13 protein-coding genes and 1 pseudogene are annotated in these 17,978 nt (G+C 73.6%); 6 read left to right on the forward strand and 8 right to left on the reverse strand.

The window, feature by feature from the left end:
- Positions 1-205: 205 nt before the first annotated feature.
- Positions 206-844, reverse strand: a complete 639-nt coding sequence (locus ACIGZJ_RS17320; RefSeq protein ID WP_396457983.1) for a DUF6461 domain-containing protein — start codon at positions 842-844, stop codon at positions 206-208.
- A 795-nt stretch (positions 845-1,639) separates the two neighbouring features.
- On the opposite strand from ACIGZJ_RS17320, the gene ACIGZJ_RS17325 reads away from it, so the two are divergent.
- The gene (locus tag ACIGZJ_RS17325) at positions 1,640-2,029 is read left to right on the forward strand and encodes a hypothetical protein (RefSeq protein WP_396457984.1); all 390 of its coding nucleotides are present in this window, start codon (positions 1,640-1,642) and stop codon (positions 2,027-2,029) included.
- The gene (locus tag ACIGZJ_RS17330; protein WP_396457985.1) at positions 2,022-6,623 is read left to right on the forward strand and encodes a caspase family protein; all 4,602 of its coding nucleotides are present in this window, start codon (positions 2,022-2,024) and stop codon (positions 6,621-6,623) included. The genes ACIGZJ_RS17325 and ACIGZJ_RS17330 overlap by 8 nt, the downstream gene beginning before the upstream one ends.
- A 691-nt stretch (positions 6,624-7,314) precedes the next feature.
- On the opposite strand, the gene ACIGZJ_RS17335 is transcribed toward ACIGZJ_RS17330, so the two are convergent.
- From ACIGZJ_RS17335 to ACIGZJ_RS17350, 4 genes are read right to left on the reverse strand one after another with little or no spacing between them, the layout of a single operon-like run.
- Entirely contained in the window at positions 7,315-9,690 is a 2,376-nt protein-coding gene (locus tag ACIGZJ_RS17335; protein WP_396457986.1) for a Helicase associated domain protein, read from the reverse strand.
- 58 nt (positions 9,691-9,748) lie between these two features.
- A complete protein-coding gene (locus tag ACIGZJ_RS17340) occupies positions 9,749-10,480 on the reverse strand; it encodes a helix-turn-helix domain containing protein (RefSeq protein ID WP_396457987.1) in 732 nt (243 codons plus the stop codon).
- Complete coding sequence (locus ACIGZJ_RS17345) at positions 10,477-12,711, reverse strand: hypothetical protein (protein WP_396457988.1); 2,235 nt, start codon at positions 12,709-12,711, stop codon at positions 10,477-10,479. Before ACIGZJ_RS17345 ends, ACIGZJ_RS17340 begins: the two co-directional genes overlap by 4 nt.
- 7 nt (positions 12,712-12,718) lie before the next feature.
- A complete protein-coding gene (locus ACIGZJ_RS17350; protein WP_396457989.1) occupies positions 12,719-13,342 on the reverse strand; it encodes a DNA-binding protein in 624 nt (207 codons plus the stop codon).
- A 273-nt stretch (positions 13,343-13,615) separates the two neighbouring features.
- Between ACIGZJ_RS17350 and ACIGZJ_RS17355 the strand changes: the two genes are divergently transcribed.
- On the forward strand, positions 13,616-14,287 hold the full coding sequence (locus tag ACIGZJ_RS17355) for a hypothetical protein (RefSeq protein ID WP_396457990.1): 672 nt from the start codon (positions 13,616-13,618) through the stop codon (positions 14,285-14,287).
- Positions 14,288-14,812: 525 nt separating this feature from the next.
- Here ACIGZJ_RS17355 and ACIGZJ_RS17360 read toward each other — a convergent pair.
- Positions 14,813-15,397, reverse strand: coding sequence for a hypothetical protein (locus tag ACIGZJ_RS17360; RefSeq protein ID WP_396457991.1), 585 nt, complete (start codon positions 15,395-15,397; stop codon positions 14,813-14,815).
- A gap of 79 nt (positions 15,398-15,476) precedes the next feature.
- Entirely contained in the window at positions 15,477-16,208 is a 732-nt protein-coding gene (locus tag ACIGZJ_RS17365) for an SDR family NAD(P)-dependent oxidoreductase (protein WP_396457992.1), read from the reverse strand.
- 242 nt (positions 16,209-16,450) lie between these two features.
- Between ACIGZJ_RS17365 and ACIGZJ_RS17370 the strand changes: the two are divergent.
- Both ACIGZJ_RS17370 and ACIGZJ_RS17375 read left to right on the forward strand, forming a co-directional pair.
- A pseudogene (locus tag ACIGZJ_RS17370) lies at positions 16,451-16,999 on the forward strand (maleylpyruvate isomerase family mycothiol-dependent enzyme); the annotation flags it as partial.
- Complete coding sequence (locus tag ACIGZJ_RS17375) at positions 16,977-17,285, forward strand: hypothetical protein (RefSeq protein ID WP_396457993.1); 309 nt, start codon at positions 16,977-16,979, stop codon at positions 17,283-17,285. The pseudogene ACIGZJ_RS17370 and the gene ACIGZJ_RS17375, both read left to right, overlap by 23 nt.
- Positions 17,286-17,425: 140 nt before the next feature.
- Here the strand turns inward: ACIGZJ_RS17375 and ACIGZJ_RS17380 are convergent, their stop codons facing one another.
- Positions 17,426-17,560, reverse strand: a complete 135-nt coding sequence (locus ACIGZJ_RS17380; protein WP_396457994.1) for a hypothetical protein — start codon at positions 17,558-17,560, stop codon at positions 17,426-17,428.
- Positions 17,561-17,658: 98 nt separating this feature from the next.
- Between ACIGZJ_RS17380 and ACIGZJ_RS17385 the strand changes: the two genes are divergently transcribed.
- The gene (locus ACIGZJ_RS17385; RefSeq protein WP_392939488.1) at positions 17,659-17,976 is read left to right on the forward strand and encodes a hypothetical protein; all 318 of its coding nucleotides are present in this window, start codon (positions 17,659-17,661) and stop codon (positions 17,974-17,976) included.
- Positions 17,977-17,978 lie beyond the last annotated feature (2 nt).

The raw sequence follows: 17,978 nt of genomic DNA on the forward strand, positions 1-17,978 counted from the left end.
ACGGCACCGTGCCGGAGGCCTCGACAGTCGGCGCGATCGCCGGTTCCCCGCCCCAGAGACCGCCAGGAAGCAAGTCCCCAGCCGACAGGGGGGCGGAGCGTGACCACCCGCTCGGCTTGCTCGTGCGGCGGGCCGGGGACGGGCGGGGTGGAGTTCGGTCAGGGACACTCGCCACGGACACGGACACGGACACGGACCCGGCTGGCTAGGCGAGCAGGACGGCTGGCAGCGAGGCCTCCCGCACCAGGGCCCTGGGGAGTGTCAGACCGAAGTGCCGCCCCAGCACCCCCAGGGCGGTCCGGTGCACCTCGCGGTTCGCTCGCTCCTCGTCCGGCAAGCCTTCCGCGCTCAGCAACTCCTTGATCCTGTCCGCGACTTCGGGGTCTCCAACGACCTGGCCGTTGCCCCAGGAGTCGTCCAGGTGCAGATTGAACGAGCACACCGTCCGGCCGTCCCGGTAGTGGTGGAAGGTCGGCGGCACCGGCTTGCCGTTCTCCTCTTCGTACTCCAACAGGAAGACCTCGGCCCCGCCCCGGGAGATCGCCGGATCGTTCCGGAACTCCCCGAACCAGCCCCCGTACGCCACCGCGAAGGTCCACCCGCCGCTCACCCCCAGCCTCAGTCCGATCCCGTCCCAGGCGTCCCCGTACTCCGAGCCCAGCGCCTCGACCAGCCCCTCCCCGGTGAGCTCCCCGACCGGCTCCACCGTCCGCTGCGACCACTGGGCCGAGGCCGCGATCCGCGCCGCCAACGCCTCGGCCCCGAGCCCTCGGGCCAGCGTCACGCTGTAACCGCCGAAGGCGATGCTCTGTGGCTCCGCGAGCCAGGCGATTCCGTCCGTCATGCAGGTGATCCTTTCGCACGACACCGACAGACCCCCGTCCCGGGCCGCCAGACTGCTCCGATCTGGCCCCGAGGGGCCTTTGCCGCGCTCCTTCACCAGGCGGCTGGTGCCCCTGCACTGCCGGGAGTCGTGGCTGCTGCTCCGGCACGGGCCGAAGGACCACGGGGACAGGTCTGACTCCTGCTGGGGTCGTGCAGGTGGGGCAGATCGGCCTCGTCCAGGGGGTCGAGCTTGGGACCCCCCAGTCGTGTGGCGGTCCGGGGAGAGACATTGTCAAACCCTGTGGACCGACCGGGCGGTCCAATGACGGGTCGATCAAGCAAGCGACTTGCGGTAACGGACGTACTCGTTCCGTCGCCGGAACCCCACACTCTCGTAGAGGTCGTAGGACCGGTGTGGATTCGATATACAGCCCGCCATGCGAATCGGTCACCCAGCAGCGGGCCCGCTGCCACTGCCCGCCCGCCTTCCCGATTCCAGCAGCTGCTCCCCGGCGCCGGTGGCGCGCGGCAGCGACCCGGGCGAGCAGGACCTGGGCTGCCGCACGGTCCGCGACGTCCACGCTCGTGACCATCACCGCGAGCGGCAGCGGAAGTCGGAGCCTTCCCCGCGGCCATGCCCGCCTTGGCGGAGGAGAACAGTCCGGGGTCGGCGGCGGCGCTCAGGCTGACGACGCCGTGGGCCGCTGCCCGTTCGGCCAACCGCCTGCCGTGTTGGTCCGGCGGCCGATAGGCTACCGGCGTTCGGATTCCGGTGCGACCAACCTCGGTGGGGGCCATGCGAGTTGTCATAACCGTGGAGGACGGCGAGGCAGACGCGGTCCACGAGTTGCGCAGCGCCTTTCTCGACGAGCCCGACCTGCGGGGGCGAGTGGCGTGGACGCGGAACGCGCCTCCGGCCGATGGCATCATGGGCCTCGCGGCCGAGGCCCTGTTGGTGCTTCTCGCGCCCGGGGGCGTGGCAGCGGTCCTGGCCGGTGCTGTGGTCGCCTGGGTCCAGTCCCGCAGGACCAGCCATACGGTCACCATCACTAGGGTGGACGGCACATCCATCAGCGTGTCGACCGCACAGGTCCGACCGCTGGACGCGGAGCAGCTCAACGTTCTGGTCCGCGAGGTCGCCGCCGTGGCGGCGCCGCCCGACCGGCTCGCCCCGTCCGACCGGCCCGACGAGCCGCATGTCTGACCTTACGGGGGCGGTGGCAGTCCTGATCGGGACCGGCCGCCATGTGGAGGGCTCCGCCCTCGGCGATCTCCCTGCCGTCGACCGAACACTCGACGAGTTGCGGCAGGTCCTGAGCGAGGTGTGCGGTCTCCCCGCCGACGATGTGCGCCGCGTGGCACCCGAGGCCTCGCTCTCCGACGTGCTGGCGGCGGTGGAACGAGCGGTCGAGGAGGCCGACGGCCCGGTCCTGGTCTTCTACGTGGGTCACGGTCTGCTGGGCCCCGGCAACGAGCTCTATCTCGCCACTCGGAGCAGCGTCTCCGAGACCCAGGTCTCCCAGGCCATCCCCTACCGGACCGTCAGGGGCCTCCTGAGCCAGGCCAGGGCGGGCAGCGCCGTCGTGCTCGACTGCTGCTTCTCCGGTCTCGCCACCGCTCCCGCCGGCCGACGCGGCCACGAGCCGTACGCCGCGGCCCGGGCGGACGGCGGCTTCCTCCTCACCTCGGCATCCCGCTGGGAGGCGGCGTTCGCCCCGCCCGGCGAGCAGTACACGCTGTTCACCGGACGGCTCCTCCGGTTGTTGCGGGACGGCGATCCGGCCGGGGCGCCAAGGCTGACGCTGGACGCCGTCCACAGCCGACTCGCCGGGTTGGCCTGGGAGGGCTTCTCCAGGCCGCGCAGGCAGAGCGACGGAAGCCTGGGCGCGCTCGAACTGGCGCCGAACCGCGCCTACCGTGCGGCCGGATCGGTCGCCGCCTCGCCCCCCGCCGACCTGCCCTGTCCGTACCCCGGAATGGCCTCGTTCGTCCCGGGCACCAGCCGCTGGTTCTTCGGCCGGGAGGACCTGGTCCGCAGGTTGACCGAGGCGGTGACCGATCCGTCCGCCCGGCATCCCGTCGTCCTGCTCGGCGCCTCGGGCGTCGGAAAGTCCTCCCTGCTGGGAGCCGGCCTCGTACCCGCCCTGGAACGGCGCGGCGCGCGCCCCGGGGACGGCGGCCCCTGGCTCGTGCTCAATCACGCGAGCGTCGGGCCGCACCCGCTCAGGGCGCTCGCCGAACGCCTGGCCGAGGTGACGGACCTGTCCGCGGAGGAGATCGAGCCCGGCCTGGCCGAAGGCCGGTTCCCGGCCGGGCTGACGGCTCCTCCCCGGCACCTGGTCCTGGTGATCGACCAGTTCGAGGAGGTGTTCACCACCTGCCAGGACAGGGACGAACGGAGCCGCTTCATCCGTCTGCTCTGCGGCGGTGGCGCCGACGGTCCGCGCGTGGTCCTGGCGCTCCGTGCCGACTACTACGCCGCGTGCCTCGCCCACCCGCCGCTCTCCGAGGCGTTGGAACACGGCCGCTTCACCGTCCTGCCCATGACGGCGACCGAGGTGCGCGCGTCCATCGAGCGGCCGGCCGCCCACGCGGGCCTCGTCCTGGAGGACGGACTCACCGACCTGCTGCTGCACGACCTGCGGCACGGCACCGCCGAGTCGGACGGGCCTGCGCTGGGCGAGGCACTCCCGTTCCTCGCCCACACGCTGCGGGCGACCTGGCAGCGCCGCAGCGGCGCGGTGCTCACCCTGGCGGCCTACCGGGCGACCGGAGGGATCTGGCGGTCCGTCCACACCACCGGCCAGCGCCTCTACGACGATCTCGACGACCGGCGCCGCAGGGCCCTGCGGGAACTGCTGCTGCGCATGACCCTGCTGACGCCCGACGGCGAGGCCGTGCGGCGCGCGATCAGCCGCACCGACCTCCTCGGCGGCCGCTCGGCGGAGGACCGCCGCGTCCTCGCCGACGTGCTGGACCGGCTCGCCGCCGACCGCCTCGTGGTCGTCGGGCGCGACAGCGCGGAGATCGCCCACGAGGCGCTGCTGCGGGGCTGGCCGCAGCTGCGTTCGTGGCTCCGGGAGCACCGCTCGGCACTGCTCGCCCTGCAACAGCTCGGCGAGGACAGCCGCCGCTGGGAGAGCGACGGGCGTTCCCGCCGTCACCTGCTCGACCGCGACGCGCTCGCCGCGGTACGCCGGTTCAGCACGCCCGAGACCGAGGACCTCTCGCTGGCGGGGATCACCGTGACGGCGGTGGAGCGGGAGTTCCTCCGGTCGAGCGCGCGCCACCTGCGACGCCGCCGGGCCCTCGCCGCAGGGTTCGGCGCCACCGCGCTGGCCACGGCTGTCGCGTTGGCGGCCCTGAACGCGACAGCCATCGACGAGCGCAACCGGGCCCGGGCGAGTGCCGCCGAGGTCGCCTCGAAGCGGATCGCGGTGACGGCGGACGCGCTGCGAGCCCAGGACCCCGCGGCCGCGGCGGCCCTGAGCCTGGCCGCCTACCGGACCTCACCCACGACGGAAGCCCGGAGCGCGCTCCTCGCCTCGGCGATCACCCCCGCCCCCGTCCGCCTGGAGGGCCACCGGGGCCCGGTGCTCTCGCTCACGTTCCGGCCGGACGGGAAGTCCCTGGCCAGCTCCGCCGCCGACGGCACCGTCCGCCTCTGGGACGTCGCCGACCGGGGCCGCCCCGTCGCGCGGGAGCTGCTCGGGGCGGCGGCCCCGGCCGTGGTCGCCTGGCGGCCGCAGGGGAGCGAACTGGTCGCCGTGGACAAGCACGGCGTCACCGTCTGGGAGGCGGCCGGCCCGGGTCCGGCGCGGCAACTCGCCCGTGTCACGGCGGACCACGGCGCCGTCCACGGCCTGGCGTTCAGCCCGGACGGCCGGGCCCTGGCCGTCGCCTCCGCCACGGGGCTGCGGATCTGGGACCTGAGCGACCCGGCCCGCCCGAACCGCTCGCCGTTGCCCCCGGCCGACGGGGGCCCGGTCACGGCCGTCAGCTACCACCCCGACGGCCGCACCCTGGCCACCGCAGAGTCCGACGGCAGCGTCGCCCTGTGGGACGCGGCGGAGCCGGCCGCGATGCGCCGGTCCCGCACGCTCGTGACCACACCCGGCACTTCCGCACCCGGCGACGCCCAGGCGGCGCGCCTCAGCCTGGCGTTCAGCCCGGACGGCCGGACCCTGGTCGCGGGCGGGAGGGACGGCTACCTTCTCGCCTGGAACACGACGGACCTGGCCGCTCCGGAGCAACTCGCCCCAGGGCCGGGATACTCCGGGACGTACCCGGCCCTGGCCTTCCGGCCGGACGGGCGCTTCCTCGCGGCGGCCTCGGCACGCGGGGGCGTCCAGGTCACCCCCGTGACCGGCCAGCGGTTCGCGACCGCCGGAGACCTCCTCTCCGAGGAAGCGGCCCCGACCCGGATCGACCGGGGCGCGGAGAACGCGGCCGTGACTGGTGCGGGCGCCCCCTGGTCCCTGTTCTCCGTCGCCTACCGGCCGGACGGCAACGGCATGGCCGCCGGACGCGCCGACGGCGGCATCCGGCTCTGGGACGCCCCCGCGCGCTCGCTGCCCGATCCGGTCTGCCCGGAGTGGGGGACGGGTGAGCCGTTCTCCGCGGACGGCGCCCTGCTCGCGACGAGCACCACGCAGCAGTCCGGCGGCGACCGCTCCCGGGTCTGGAGCTTCCCGGCCGCCGGCCGGCCCACGGCGCTCGCGGAACTCCCCGATCCGTGGTTCGCGGGCTGCTTCGTACCGGGCCGCAACGCCCTGCTCAGCGTCAGGAACGAGCCGGAGACGCTCAAGCTGTGGGAGGTCGTGGACGGGACGCTGCGCCCCGGCGCCGAGTTCCCCGCCCCGTTCGTCGGCGCGAGCGCACCCGGATTCGCGATGAGCCCGGACGGCCGACTCCTGGCGATCCAGCATCCGACCGAGGGCTCGGTCGTGCTCTGGGACACCGAAAAGCTGGACCGCCCCGAGAAGGTGGGCGCCCTCCCCGCGACGATCGCCGGACAGGCCAGGCTCAGCTTTCCCGTCCCCGGCGTGCTGGCGGTCCTCACCCCGGAGGCGGCGCACTTCTGGGACATCACCGATCCCGCCCGGCCCCGGGCGACCGCCCAGGTGCCGGAACCCCCGCGGATCCTGCTGTCCGGCCGCGGGCGGTGGCTGCTTGGCACCGCCCCCGCCGGGGACGAGGACCGCCGGGCACAGCAGCAGACGATCCGTATGTGGAGGCAGCAGGACGACGGCACGGGCACGAGCCTCGGGGAGATCACCGGGGCCGAGCCGGAGCTGACGATGATCCGCGACCAGGTGGTCGCCGTCCTCTCCGCACGCGGCCAGCCCGTCCTCGTCGACCTGGGCACGTCGGACGAACTCCTGCCCCTACCCGGCGCCGTCAGCGGCTTGAAAGGCCTCGTCGCCGACCCCGCCTCCGGCACCGTCGTGGGCTGGACGAGGGACTCCGGCGGCTACCTCGGCATCTGGCACGTACCGGACGGCGATGGCCGGGCGGCCCTCGCGAAGACCGAACTGCGCGTCTCCGTAACCTCCCTGCACGCCAGGACCGGACTGTTCGACCTGCGCGAGTCCGTCCGGGGGTTCACCCCGGCCGGTGACATCCTGCTGGAGACCCAGGCCCCCGAACTCGAAGCCATCGGTATCAGGACGCTCGTCATCCCCACCGACCTCGACCGGCTCCGGGACACCCTCTGCGCCGAACAGCGGCTCACCGTGACCGCCGAGCGATGGCAGCGGCTGCTCCCCGACGTCCCGCAGCGGCCGGCCTGCGACTGACGCCGCCCCCCGTGCGAGCCAAGCGCGACGCCGGCACGTTCCGGCCCGCACGCGCGGTCCTGGGCCCCCAATTCGGCATCGCGGCGTACTGACTTCGGCGGCCCGGGTGGGCAGGGACGGTGCAGGTACGGGGACAGAGGTCCGATCAGCGGTGCAGGCGGAGGTGGTCGACGACGTCGACGTAGCCGCCGGACGTGGCGATCGAGTTGCCCCCGACGGGTGGCCGCGGCGCCTGCGGCAGGCCGGCGTCGCGAGTGCCAGGCCCTCGACGGCCCGCTCCCAGTCGGCGAGGTAGCCGTTCACCATGGTGATGACCTTCAGCGCGTTGTCGCGGCGCTGGGCGGCGGTGCGCCGCGGACCGACCCACGGTCCGTCGTCCTCGTCCAGGTACGGCTCCTCGTAGTCGTCCGTGCCGAAACTGCGGAGGGTGTCGCAGCGGCCGGCGACGGCGGCCAGGTACTCGGCCGCGTCCTCGTGGTACTCGGTGGGCAGTTGGGCGAACACCTCGGCGTAAGCGGGCGAGGACGCGGCATCGGCGGCAGTGAACGACGGGAACGGGTCGCCGGGCTGGGGAAGCAGCGCGATAGGGGCGGCAGCGGCCACGGCGGGGCTCCTGTTCGGCGCGGTCGCCACCGCGCGGGTGCGGGGTGGTCGGTCGGTCCAACGAGAACGGGCGGCTGTGCGGGGCGGGTCAGTCGGCGGCGCTCGCGGCGCGCCGGTGCAGTGCGTCCAGGAGGGCGGTCTGCTGGACGGTCAGCTTCTCCTCGGCGCGGGCCTTGTCCTGTTTGCGCAGCCAGGCTCCGGGGCGGAAGGTCGGGTCGGTGGCGGCGCCGGTGCGGTTGGCGGGGCCGGTGAGGGTGCCGCCGGCGGTGAGGTAGGCGAGCATGCGGCGGTAGGAGCGGTTCCAGTCGGGCTCGATCCGCCACAGCGCGTCCAGGGCGGTGAGCTTGGCGTCCTGGGCGGCGGTGAGCTTGGCGTTCTTGCGCTGGCGGCCCATCCAGGCGCCGACGCCGTGGCCGTCGAGCCTGGCGGCGGCCGGGATGGCCAGATGCCCGTGCAGGCCGGCCCAGGCGCGGGCGTGGGCGTAGCCGCGCTCCCAGGAGTGGGCGTGCTTGTCCCAGATCATGTCGAGCTGGTCGAGTTCGTGGATCCGGACCGGGGCGAGCAGTCCGGCGCCGTGGAGGTAGCGCTGGCGGTCGAGCCAGGACACCAGGTCGCCGTCGATGGTCTTGTCGGTGGCGTCGAGGTGGCCGTGGGCAGTGCGGAAGGCCGCCGCCAGGGCGAACATGCGCTGCCACTCCGAAGCCCTCGGGTTGAACGCCCGCAGCTTCACCGTCTGCAGGATCCGGGCGGCGTGCTTGCGGGCGTTGATCCGCAGCCAGTCGACCGGCGACTCCCCCGCCGGATGCTCGGCGTCGTCCTGCCCGGCCTCGGCGCCGGTGTCCTCGTCGGCCTGCGGCTCGGTGAGGTCGTCCTTCTCCCCCATCCGCCGGGTGCGCAGCTCGGTGATGCGGCCGACGACGCGGGCGTCGTGGGCGGCGAGGGCGCGAAGGACGCGCCAGATGGTGCGGAAGGAGGAGGCCTCGATCTCGGTGTCGGCCTCGGCTTTGACGGCCTCGCCCGCGTCGTGGATCTCGGCGGGGTCGGCGGTGGTGGTGTCGTCGTCGGTCTCGGGGGTGGGGAGGTAGACGGGGATGACGACCCAGGAGACCTTGCCCTGGCGGTAGGACTGGCGCAGGGCGCGGCCGACGGCCTGGACGATGTCGATGATGCTCGACTTGGGGTCGGCGAAGCAGACGGCGTCGACGGCGGCGATGTCGATGCCCTCGTTCAGGAGGCGGGAGTTGCAGATGATGCAGCACTCCTCGCCCTCCTCGCCGGGTCGCTCGCCGGTGGAGGCGGCGAACCTGGCGAACGCGGTGCGGCGCTCCGAGAGGCGGTCGGAGCCGGCCACGGCGAGTGCGGTCAGGCGTTCGGGGCGGTCCTTGTCCGGGAGCAGTGCGGCGGTGGCGTTCATGGTGGCGGCGAACTCGCGGGCGGCGGCGACGCGGGAGTGGAAGGTGATGACGCGGCGCAGCTCCAGGTCGGCGACGGCCCGCAGGACTGCGATCTGCAGGGCCAGGCGCAGGAGTTCCTCGTTGGAGCGTTGGGAGCGGAGGTCGGCGATGGCGGGGAGGTTGAGGAGTTCGCGCAGGTCCTCGTCGGTGACGACGGGGACCAGGACGCGGTAGTCGGCGAGGTAGCCGTGCTCGATGCCCTGGCCGAGGGTCCAGGTGTAGACGGTTTCGCCGTAGACGGCCGGGTCGTCCATGGAGCAGAGGGCGGGCAGCTGCTCGGCGCCCTGGCCGTCGGCGTCGGCGGTGAGGTCCGCGAGGCCGGCCTTCGCGTGGCGGTCGTCGGCGATCTTCGGGGTGGCGGTGAAGTACAGCCGGCGCAGCGCGGGGACCTGGGCGTCGGCGTGGACCGCGGCCCAGGCCTTGCCCTCCGAACCGGCGGTGCGGTGGGCCTCGTCGATGACCACCAGGTCCCACTGGGCCAGGCCGAAGTCGTGGTGGGCCTGGACGATGCGCTCCAGGCTCGCGTAGGTGGCGTACACGGTGACCGGCTGGTTGTCGGGGGCGCCGTTGACCAGGTCGGTGATCCGGGCGGCCTGGGTGGTCACCTCGGCGTGGACGCGGCCGCCGGCCTCCGCGCTCTCCAGTGCCTCCGCCCGCGAGCACGCCGCCACCGCCAGGCCCCGGCGCCCGCCCTTCAACGACCAGGCGGCGGCGGTCTGCTCCAGCAGCTCGATCGTCGGCACCAGCACCAGCACCCGGCCGCGCGCCGCGAGGCGGCGGGCGCAGCCGGCGGCGATGAGGGTCTTGCCGGAGCCGGTCGCGGCGACGACGGTGGCCCGGCCGCCGTTCTTCACGGCCTTCACCGCGGCCGCCACCGCGTCCTTCTGGAACCAGTGCAGCGGCAGCGGGTTCGCCGGTGCGGCGGCCGGCTGCTGCGGAAGCATCGGGGCGGCGGCGCGCAGCCCGGCCGGGACGCCCTCGACGGCGGCGGTGGCGGTCGTGGTGTCCACGGCGCAGGTGTCTCCTTCGTCTGCTGGGTCGTGCGGGGAGGCGGGGCGGGCCGGGGCGCTACTCGTCGACGAGGACCCGGGTGCTCTGGTGGCCGGTCGGGGTCCAGGTGCGGATCTCCAGGTAGACGATCTCCGCCTCCGGGACGGCGCGGCCGGTCTCCACCAGCCACGTCCGCACCGCCTCGACGACGTCGCCGTGCGCGTCGGCGACCCGCCGCGACCATTCGGCGGCGGGGAAGCCGCCGGTGGCGGAGGAGCCGTAGGTGCGCTCCTCGGTTCCGTCCGCGCGCGGGACGACTCCGCGCCGGATGCCGCCCGAGTCGGCCTTCGAGCCCGCGGACAGGGTGAAGTAGCGGCCGCGCATGCGCACGGTCAGGGCGACCCGGCCCTCGGCGGCCGCGGCCGCGTGGATGACAGCCGCCAGGTGCGCGGCACCGGTCCTGATGGCCTGCTTGCCGGCCCGGCCGGCCATCGACCCGCCCGGGGTGCCGATCACGTCCTTGCCCCGCACCCGCGCCTTCTGCCCGGTCCTGGTGCGGCGGCGGGAGGTGTTCGCCTCGGCGATGCCGGCCAGGGCCTCCGTGTCGCGCTCGCCGCCGCGCACCGCCCGCACCAGCTGGCGCAGCGCGTCGACCATGCTGGCGCCCTTGCCCTTGGTGAAGAACTGCGACACGAGGGAGGCGTCGCGGCCGAGCATCCCGGCGACCTGGCGCCTGGTGTAGCCCTGGTCGACGAGCTCCTGGGTGAGGCGGGCGGCCTCGTTCGGCTGGTTCGGGTCGGCGGGACTCACTGGTCGCCTCCGGCGGAGAGTTCGGCGCGGCCCTGGCCGCGCAGCTTCAGGTACTGCTCCTGGCTGGTCGGGTGCTCGACGGGGCCGCTCAGGTGGCCCTTGAGGAGGTAGTCGCCCACCTCGCCGCGGTAGGGCCAGGGCTGGCGCTCGGTCAGGGCGATGCCGTCGGTGCCGAAGTACACGACCGTGCCGGGCTTCGCGTGCAGGGCACCGGCGTAGCCGATGACCTTCTTGCCCTGGCGGTACTTCATGTCCAGCAGCGCGGCCCGGGCGCCGGACCACACGTAGGCCGCCCACTCCGGGTGGGCGTTGGGGTCGCGGGAGAACCCGGCCTGCCGCTGCCAGGTGGTGACCGTCTCGTCCTGGCCGAGGATCTCGACGCCGGCCGGGAGCGCCTCGCCGAGCGGGGTGGTGCCGGAGACCAGGCGCGGGCGCTGCGCGAAGCCGCCCAGGCCGAACAGCAGCACCGAGCGGACCGCGCGGCTGGCGAGGTAGGCGGCCTGCCGCTGACGCTCGTCGCCGTGGATCCGGGAGAGGTTGGTCAGGTCCGCCCAGGCGGCCTTGAGACGCTTGCCCCACTCGTCCAGCGGCTTGCCGTCCTCGAACAGCAGGCCGCCGAGCACCTCGACCTTCCACGGCATCAGGTGGTTGGAGAGGGCGAGGTGGACCTCCGCGCCGCCCGCCCAGGTGGTGAAGGTGGTGCCCGGCTCGGACGGGTAGATCCAGGCACGGTCACCGGTCACCGGAGCGGGCAGCAGGCCGACGTGGTTCCACCCGGCCGGGACGGTCACGCGCACGTTCCAGTGCGAGCAGGACATCAGCGCCTTCACCTGCTCCTGCCCGGTCATCGCCGCGAACCCCTGGGCGGTGATCCGGGTCGGGGTGCCGACTGGCGACTTCCACAGGTGCTTCGCGTACGCGAAGGTCCGGTCGTACTCCACCAGCGCGGGCAGCTGCTCCGGCACCCGGGGCGGCAGGATCAGCTCGGTACGGCCCTGGCCTCCGGTCGCGTGCAACAGCCCCCGCAGCTCCTCCGACAGCACCGGGTAGCCCCCGGCCCACTTGCCCGTCGTCGGGATGGTGCGCGACCACAGGTCCCGGCCGGTCTGCGACGGCGAACCCATCAGCACCGCGTCGTCCCAGTGCCGGCGCAGCGCCTGCCACAGCAGCGTGAACGCCTGGCGGCAGGTGACCACGTCGGCGCCGTCCGTATCGAACCACTCCCCCATGGAGCGGATCTCGACCATGCCGGTGTCCGGCGCGGCGGCGGGGGCGTAGCGGCCGACGGGCTGGCGCTGGTGGACGAAGTGCCCGGCCAGCTTGTCCCGGCCGGAGCCGACCGCGGTCGTCCACCGCTCGCTGGGGGTATTGAGCCAGGCCGCCACGGCGTCCTTGAGCGTGGAGTAGCGCTCGGCGCCGTCGTGCCACGGGGCGCCGGCGGTGATGTAGATGCGCTCGGTGCCGGGCGCGGTCGCCAGGACGGCGTCGAGGATCTCGCCCGGGGTGCGGGCGCCGATGGTCAGGCGCACGACCTGGTCACGGACGGCCAGCTCACCGGTCGCGGCGTCAAGGAACACCGTGGCGCGGGCCTGCTGGCCGAAGTTCGGGCGCTTGGAGACCAGGCCGGTGGTCACCGCCTCAAAGCGGGCGCCGTCCGGGCCCTCCGGGAGGGTGGGCAGCTCACGCGGACCGACCTCCACCGCCGGACGCACCGGAGCAGCGACCGGAGCGACCGAGACCGCCGGGACGTCCGGCGCGGCGGCAGCGGGAGCGGCCGGAGCGTGCTGCTCGACGACGTCCTGGTCCTCGACCGGGGCCGGGGGCGGTTGCTCGATGACGGCGGCCGGGCGGGTCAGCGCCGGGGCCGCCGCGGCGACCGGGCGGGTCAGCGCCGGGGCCGCCGCGGCGACCGGCTCGGCCACGGTCTCCTGGACGGGCGCAGCGGTGACGGAGGCCTGATCGTCGGCCTTGGCAGCACGGACGGCAGCCGGGGTCGGGTCCAGCAGCGGAGCGATCCGCACGACGTCGCCGACCGACAGCCCGGAGGCCTTCGCGATGGCCGGTGCCTGGGCGCCCTCGTACCCCGCGAGCTCGGTGATCCGGCGTGCGCGCTGCAGGTTCAGCTTGTCGAGCGCGGCCTGCGCGGCCGCGACCGTCTTCTCGGCCTTGGCGATCTCCTCGCGCAGCGGGCGCAGCTCGGCGACCTTCGCGGTGTACGTCTTGCGGTCCATCAGCGCCTCACTCCCCCTCGGCGGCGGCGGTGTCAGTGGTCGTGGTGGTGGTGACGTAGGCGATCGGACCGCCGGACACCGACGGCAGGCGGGTGCCCAGCAGCAGGCCTGCGAAGCGGACGTCCTCCGGGTCGGCCGGGTCGGCGGCGTTGGCGGGGGCGGTGAGGTCGGTCAGGTAGCCGGCCAGGCGCGCCTTGGGGAAGCGGAACCGGCCCGCGGTGCCGACGGTGCCGTCGGACTCCCACTCGGCCAGGCCGGTCAGGACCGCGACGACGAACCCGGCGACCGTCACCGGCAGCACGGCGCCGGCCGCAACGCGGGCCGGGTCGCATCGCCACCAGCCGGACAGCGCGGCCAGCAGCTGCGCCTGGTCCAGTCCGGTGCCGAAGCCGATCCAGTCGCGGCCCGGCTCATCCACCCTCTGCGGAGCATCCGAGCGCAGCACCGCCACCTCAGGCGTGCCGAACACGGTCAGGTCGGCAACGGGGCGGGCCTGCAACTGCTGGAGCGCGGCCAGCGGGAACACCTGCCGACCCGTCTCGCGCACGCCCGGGACCACACCGGTGGCCATGAGTTTCTTCACCGTCGGGATCGAGCAGCCCAGGGCCGTCCCGGCTTGACCGGTCGTCACGAACACACCCACACTCCACGCCTATTGATCTAACTTGAAACGCTAGTAAACTCTACGCCTCCCCACCGACACCGTCCATGCCTTTTTAGTAAGTCGTATAAGCATGTCCAATGGTCTCGCAGGCTGCTCGAAGTCGCCCCACAGGCGCCGACCGCCGTACTGCCGGACCTGGTGCTCGTCCTCGCCGTCCCGAAAGGTCGCGGCGGCCCAGGCCGGGGTGGTCAGCGAGTAGAGCCACAGGGTGCGGGCACCGCCCTCGTGCGGCTGGACGGCGTGGACAACCTCTCGCATGCGGCGCGGGCCTGGGCGGACACGGCCGGGGTCCTGGCAGGCGGTGCCGACGAGCGCCCGCTGCCAGCGCTGCTGGCCGCCTACGGGCAGCACACGCTCCACCGCATCCTGATCGCCGCATTCGGCATCAACGCCACCACGGACTACGACGAGACGGGCCGGCCGGTCGCCGCGATCAACAGTGACCCGATGGCCCGCATGGTCTTCGTCCTCGCACGGGACCTTGGGCCGCGGATGCTCGACGGCGAACCGGGGCAGGGCTTCGGCCCCGGGCGCGCGGCGCAGCTCGGCCGCGTCGTCCTTCGCGCTCACCGAGGCTGCTGGCGGCCAGGGGGTGGGAGGGTGCAGGGTGTCACCATGTCCGAACGCCGCGACCGCCGCCGTCTCCACGCCCGCGCCCGAGCCCTCGGGGTACCCATCGAGCAGGCCGGCCGCCGGGCTTCCCTTCGCCGGCCCGCACGGCCGGTCGCGCAGCCCGCGTGGCCGCGTACCAGCATGCCGGACCGGGACGAAGCTCCGGCCGCCGTCCAGGCGATGCCCGCGGTACCGGTGGCGTGCTGCACGGTCACGCGCGACCGGCAGGTCACAGACGGCGGGACCGTGGTGGTGCTGACCCGCCACACGGCCGACTGCCCGGTCTGGTCCGCCCGCTGACCGCGAGCCTGACCGGACCAACCGCCCCGGGCTGCCCGCCCGCCTCCGGGCGGACACCCGCACAGCGTCCTACCGGGCACCGCGCTGAGATTCCTCCGCCTGCCGACAGAAACGGCAGCGGGGCGGTCGGCCACAGCGCCCGCCCCAGCCGGACGCGGCCCCGGCGGCCCCGGCCGACAACCCGTCCCCGCCAAACTCTCTTGACCAACGCCGCCCACGGGGGGGCGCCGTGGGGTGGAAGGCCAGCGCGTGGACCGGGAACCGCGTCCGGAGCACAGCCCGGCAGCCGAGGTCCCCCATGCCGTACACCCCCACCGTCGCCCTCCCGGCGAACCCGCGCTCGCCCGCCACGGCGAGCAATCCGCGCCCCTTGTCGGGCACGGCCAGAACAGGCTGACCGGCCTCGGCGAACGGGCGGTCGCCGAGGACGTGGAGGACACGGAGTGGGGACGTCATGCCAGAGATCCTCCCAGCAGGCGGTGTCAGGCGACGCCCGCGCGCCCACCAACGTGTGTCAGCGGCGGATCATGCGGAGGACGTCGACGGCGGAGGGCCGGCCACCGCCCCCCGCGCGATGCGGGCGCGGCCGCCGGGCGGCAGGACGACGAGGTACTGCCGATCGGTCTCCTCGACACGGGCGAGCGTGATCGAGGTTCCGCCCACCCCAAGCGCCTCGGCCGCCGGGCCGGCCTCCTCCGTCATCAGGTCGATCCGCGCGTGGAACCGGGCGAGGTCCTTGGCCGGACCGGTGATCCAGATCGCGATCCGCGCACCCCGGCGCAGCGCCGCGAGCAGGTCCGTGCGCAGAGGTCCGTCGTCGGCTGCCCGCAGGAGCAGGTCGTGCAGGCGCTCCTGCCCGCAGGGCCGCGACGGCACCGCCTCGGCCAGCGCTCGACACTTGCGGCACGAGGCCAGGTCCTGCGGTTGGAAGTGGTGCAGGAAGAACGTCAGGTACCGGCCGCGGATCCCGCATAAGGCACGGCTTCCGTCCCCGGCGTGCTCGACACCGGGCACGCCTGCGACGCCGGCCGCAGGGAACTCGGCCCGCTCACGCGCGGCGGCAAACGACCAAGTCCCGCCCGAGGCATCCATACCGGGAATGTCGATCATGCGAGGCAGCATGCCACGCCGGGAACACCGGAGAGAGACATCTCAGGAGGTCAAGGCGTCAAGCGGATCCGTAGACGTGCTACATGCCGCCGGCGATGCGCAGGATTGCCCCGGTGGCGTAGGACGCATCAGCGGACAGGAGCCATGCGACAGCACCCGCGATCTCCTCGGGCCGGCCGGCGCGGCCCATGGGGATGTTGGCGGCGACCTTCGCGGGCCGATCGGGGTCCGCGTGGAAGTCCGTCCAGATGGTGCCGGGAGCGACACAGTTGACCCGGATCCCGTCCGCGGCGACTTCCTTGGACAGCCCGATGGTCAGTGCGTCGATCGCCGCCTTGGCCGCGGCGTAGTGCACGTACTGGCCGGGGCTGCCGAGGGTCGCCGCGCCCGAGGAGATGTTGACGATGGCACCCGACCCGGTCCGCGACATGTCACGCACCGCGCGACGTGCGCACAGCAGGTAGCCGAGCACGTTGACCTCCAGGGCCCGGCGCATGCCGTCGGCGTCAGCATCGGCCAACCGCCCGTTGGGGCCGCTCACTCCGGCGTTGTTGACCAGCCCGGTCACGGGGCCGAGCTGCTGCGCGGCCGTGTCGAACAGTGAGTCCACGTCCTTCTCGTCCGCCGTGTCGACCCGAACGGTCAGGCACCGACGGCCCAGGGCGCGCACCGAGGACGCGACCTTTTCGGCGGCCTCGTCATTGGAGCGGTAACCCACGACGACATCGTGGCCGTCGGCTGCGAGACGCTCACAGACCGCGGCACCGATACCCCGGCTGCCGCCCGTGACGATGGTGACGGACTGCTGCATAAGGGATTCCCCCGAAAAACGTTCGAATCGGCCGATCGTCGGCCACCCTACCCCCGCGCGATCACGGATGTGCCGAGCCGCGATAAATGCCATTTCGCCACGCGAACTGTCACCAAGATCGTTTCAGGCGGGACCCGAAGCCCCTACGACCACACCCGTTCCGGCCGTACAGCCAGACCCGGCCAATACTCGGCGGGCGTCCCCGCACATCCCGGACGCCCGCCCTGGCGATCGCCCCCGCAATGCCCCGTGTCGGCCTTCGTCCCGGCCGGACAGCCGGGGAAGGGCTCAGCCGCGGCGCTGACATCCCACCGCAAACGCTGCGGGTGGCCCGGCCCGCGAACCTGTGTCTGCGACCCCGGGGGCGCCGCCGGCAGGAGGGTCGGGGCTGCGGTGGAGTACGCGGTCGTCCCCCTCCCACCGCGGGCGCATCGCCGCCACCGTGCCGCTGCGGGGGCGAGGCGCCTGATGGCGCCCGGGCTCCCGGCCACGGAATCCGGGCATCAGGGAAAGCCGGCCGGGAACCAGTCGAGAGAATCCATTCCGTGACAGTTGTTCTTGACCTCTATACGCGAATCTCCGACGATTTCACCGCCCTGCTGGTCGGATGCCCACCAGACCAGTGGGAGGAGCCTTCACCATGCCCCGGTTGGACAGCCTGGGACGTTGCCGCGCATGTGATCGGGAACCACCGCCGGGCTCTCGCCGGGCCGGACGGCCGCACGAGGGGACGACCTGCTGTCGGCCTGGCATTCGGCGTCCGGCGAGGTGAAGGCCGCACTGCAGGACCCGCCCAGGGCCGAGGCGATGCTCGGCGACGATTTCGGCAACATGCCGTTCGCGGCCTTCGTGAAACGCATGGCCTGCGCCGACACCCTGATCCACACCTGGGACTTCGCCCGGGCAACAGGGCAGAACGAGCAGCTGGACGCCGAAGCCGTCCGGCTGGCCACCGAGTTGCTCACACCCGAGGGCGGCGACATCCGCCTGCCGAACGCCTACGGCCCCAAAGTGAAGGCCGCGAACTCCGCAGACGAGCAGACCAGGCTCCTGAACTTCCCAGGGCGCACGCCCTGACTCCCCCGCACCGTCGGCAGTCCCCGACGGAACCCGCGAACCGATCCCCCGAAACAGAAGCACGGGCGCGCGGATTCTCCGTGAAGAATCCGCCGGTTGCCGACCGGTCCCGGCTCTCTCGCTTCCCGGCCGGGGAAGCGTCAGAAGGGGGCGCGGGCGCGGGTCGTGTAGAGATCGACGGCGTACTCGACCATGCCGAGGGCCGCTTTCGTCGCGGCCGGGCCGGAGCCCGTGCCCGGACCGTTCAGTTCCGGGTCGTGATGACGGATCGTCAAACACGTTGGCGGGTGGCCGCTTCGTGGGAACCGCGGTGTTCGGCTGTTCGTCTCCTCTGTCGCACACTCCGCAGAGCGACTCGACACGAGGAGTAACGGTGGACGTGACCGACCTGAACGGGAGTACCGTTCGCGCCGACCCGCAGGCGCTGGCGGGGGCGGGCAAGATCGCGCTGGACTTCCGGCAGATCGTGCTGGCGACCTCGGGAACGCTGGAGACCGCGGCCAACAGCGCCGCCGGCGGCCTGTCGGGCTGGCAGACCGCCTCCGCGCTGACCCGGCTGGCCCAGGTGTGGGAGAAGCAGTCGGACGCGCTCGCGGAGCGGCTCGGCCGCACCGGCGGAAACCTGGAGACCACCGCCCAGCAGTACCGTTCGACCGAGGCCGCCAACCAGGCCGCCTTCGAGGGGCGGTGAGT

The organism is Kitasatospora sp. NPDC052868, from assembly GCF_044547105.1.
Taxonomy (GTDB): Bacteria; Actinomycetota; Actinomycetes; order Streptomycetales; family Streptomycetaceae; genus Kitasatospora.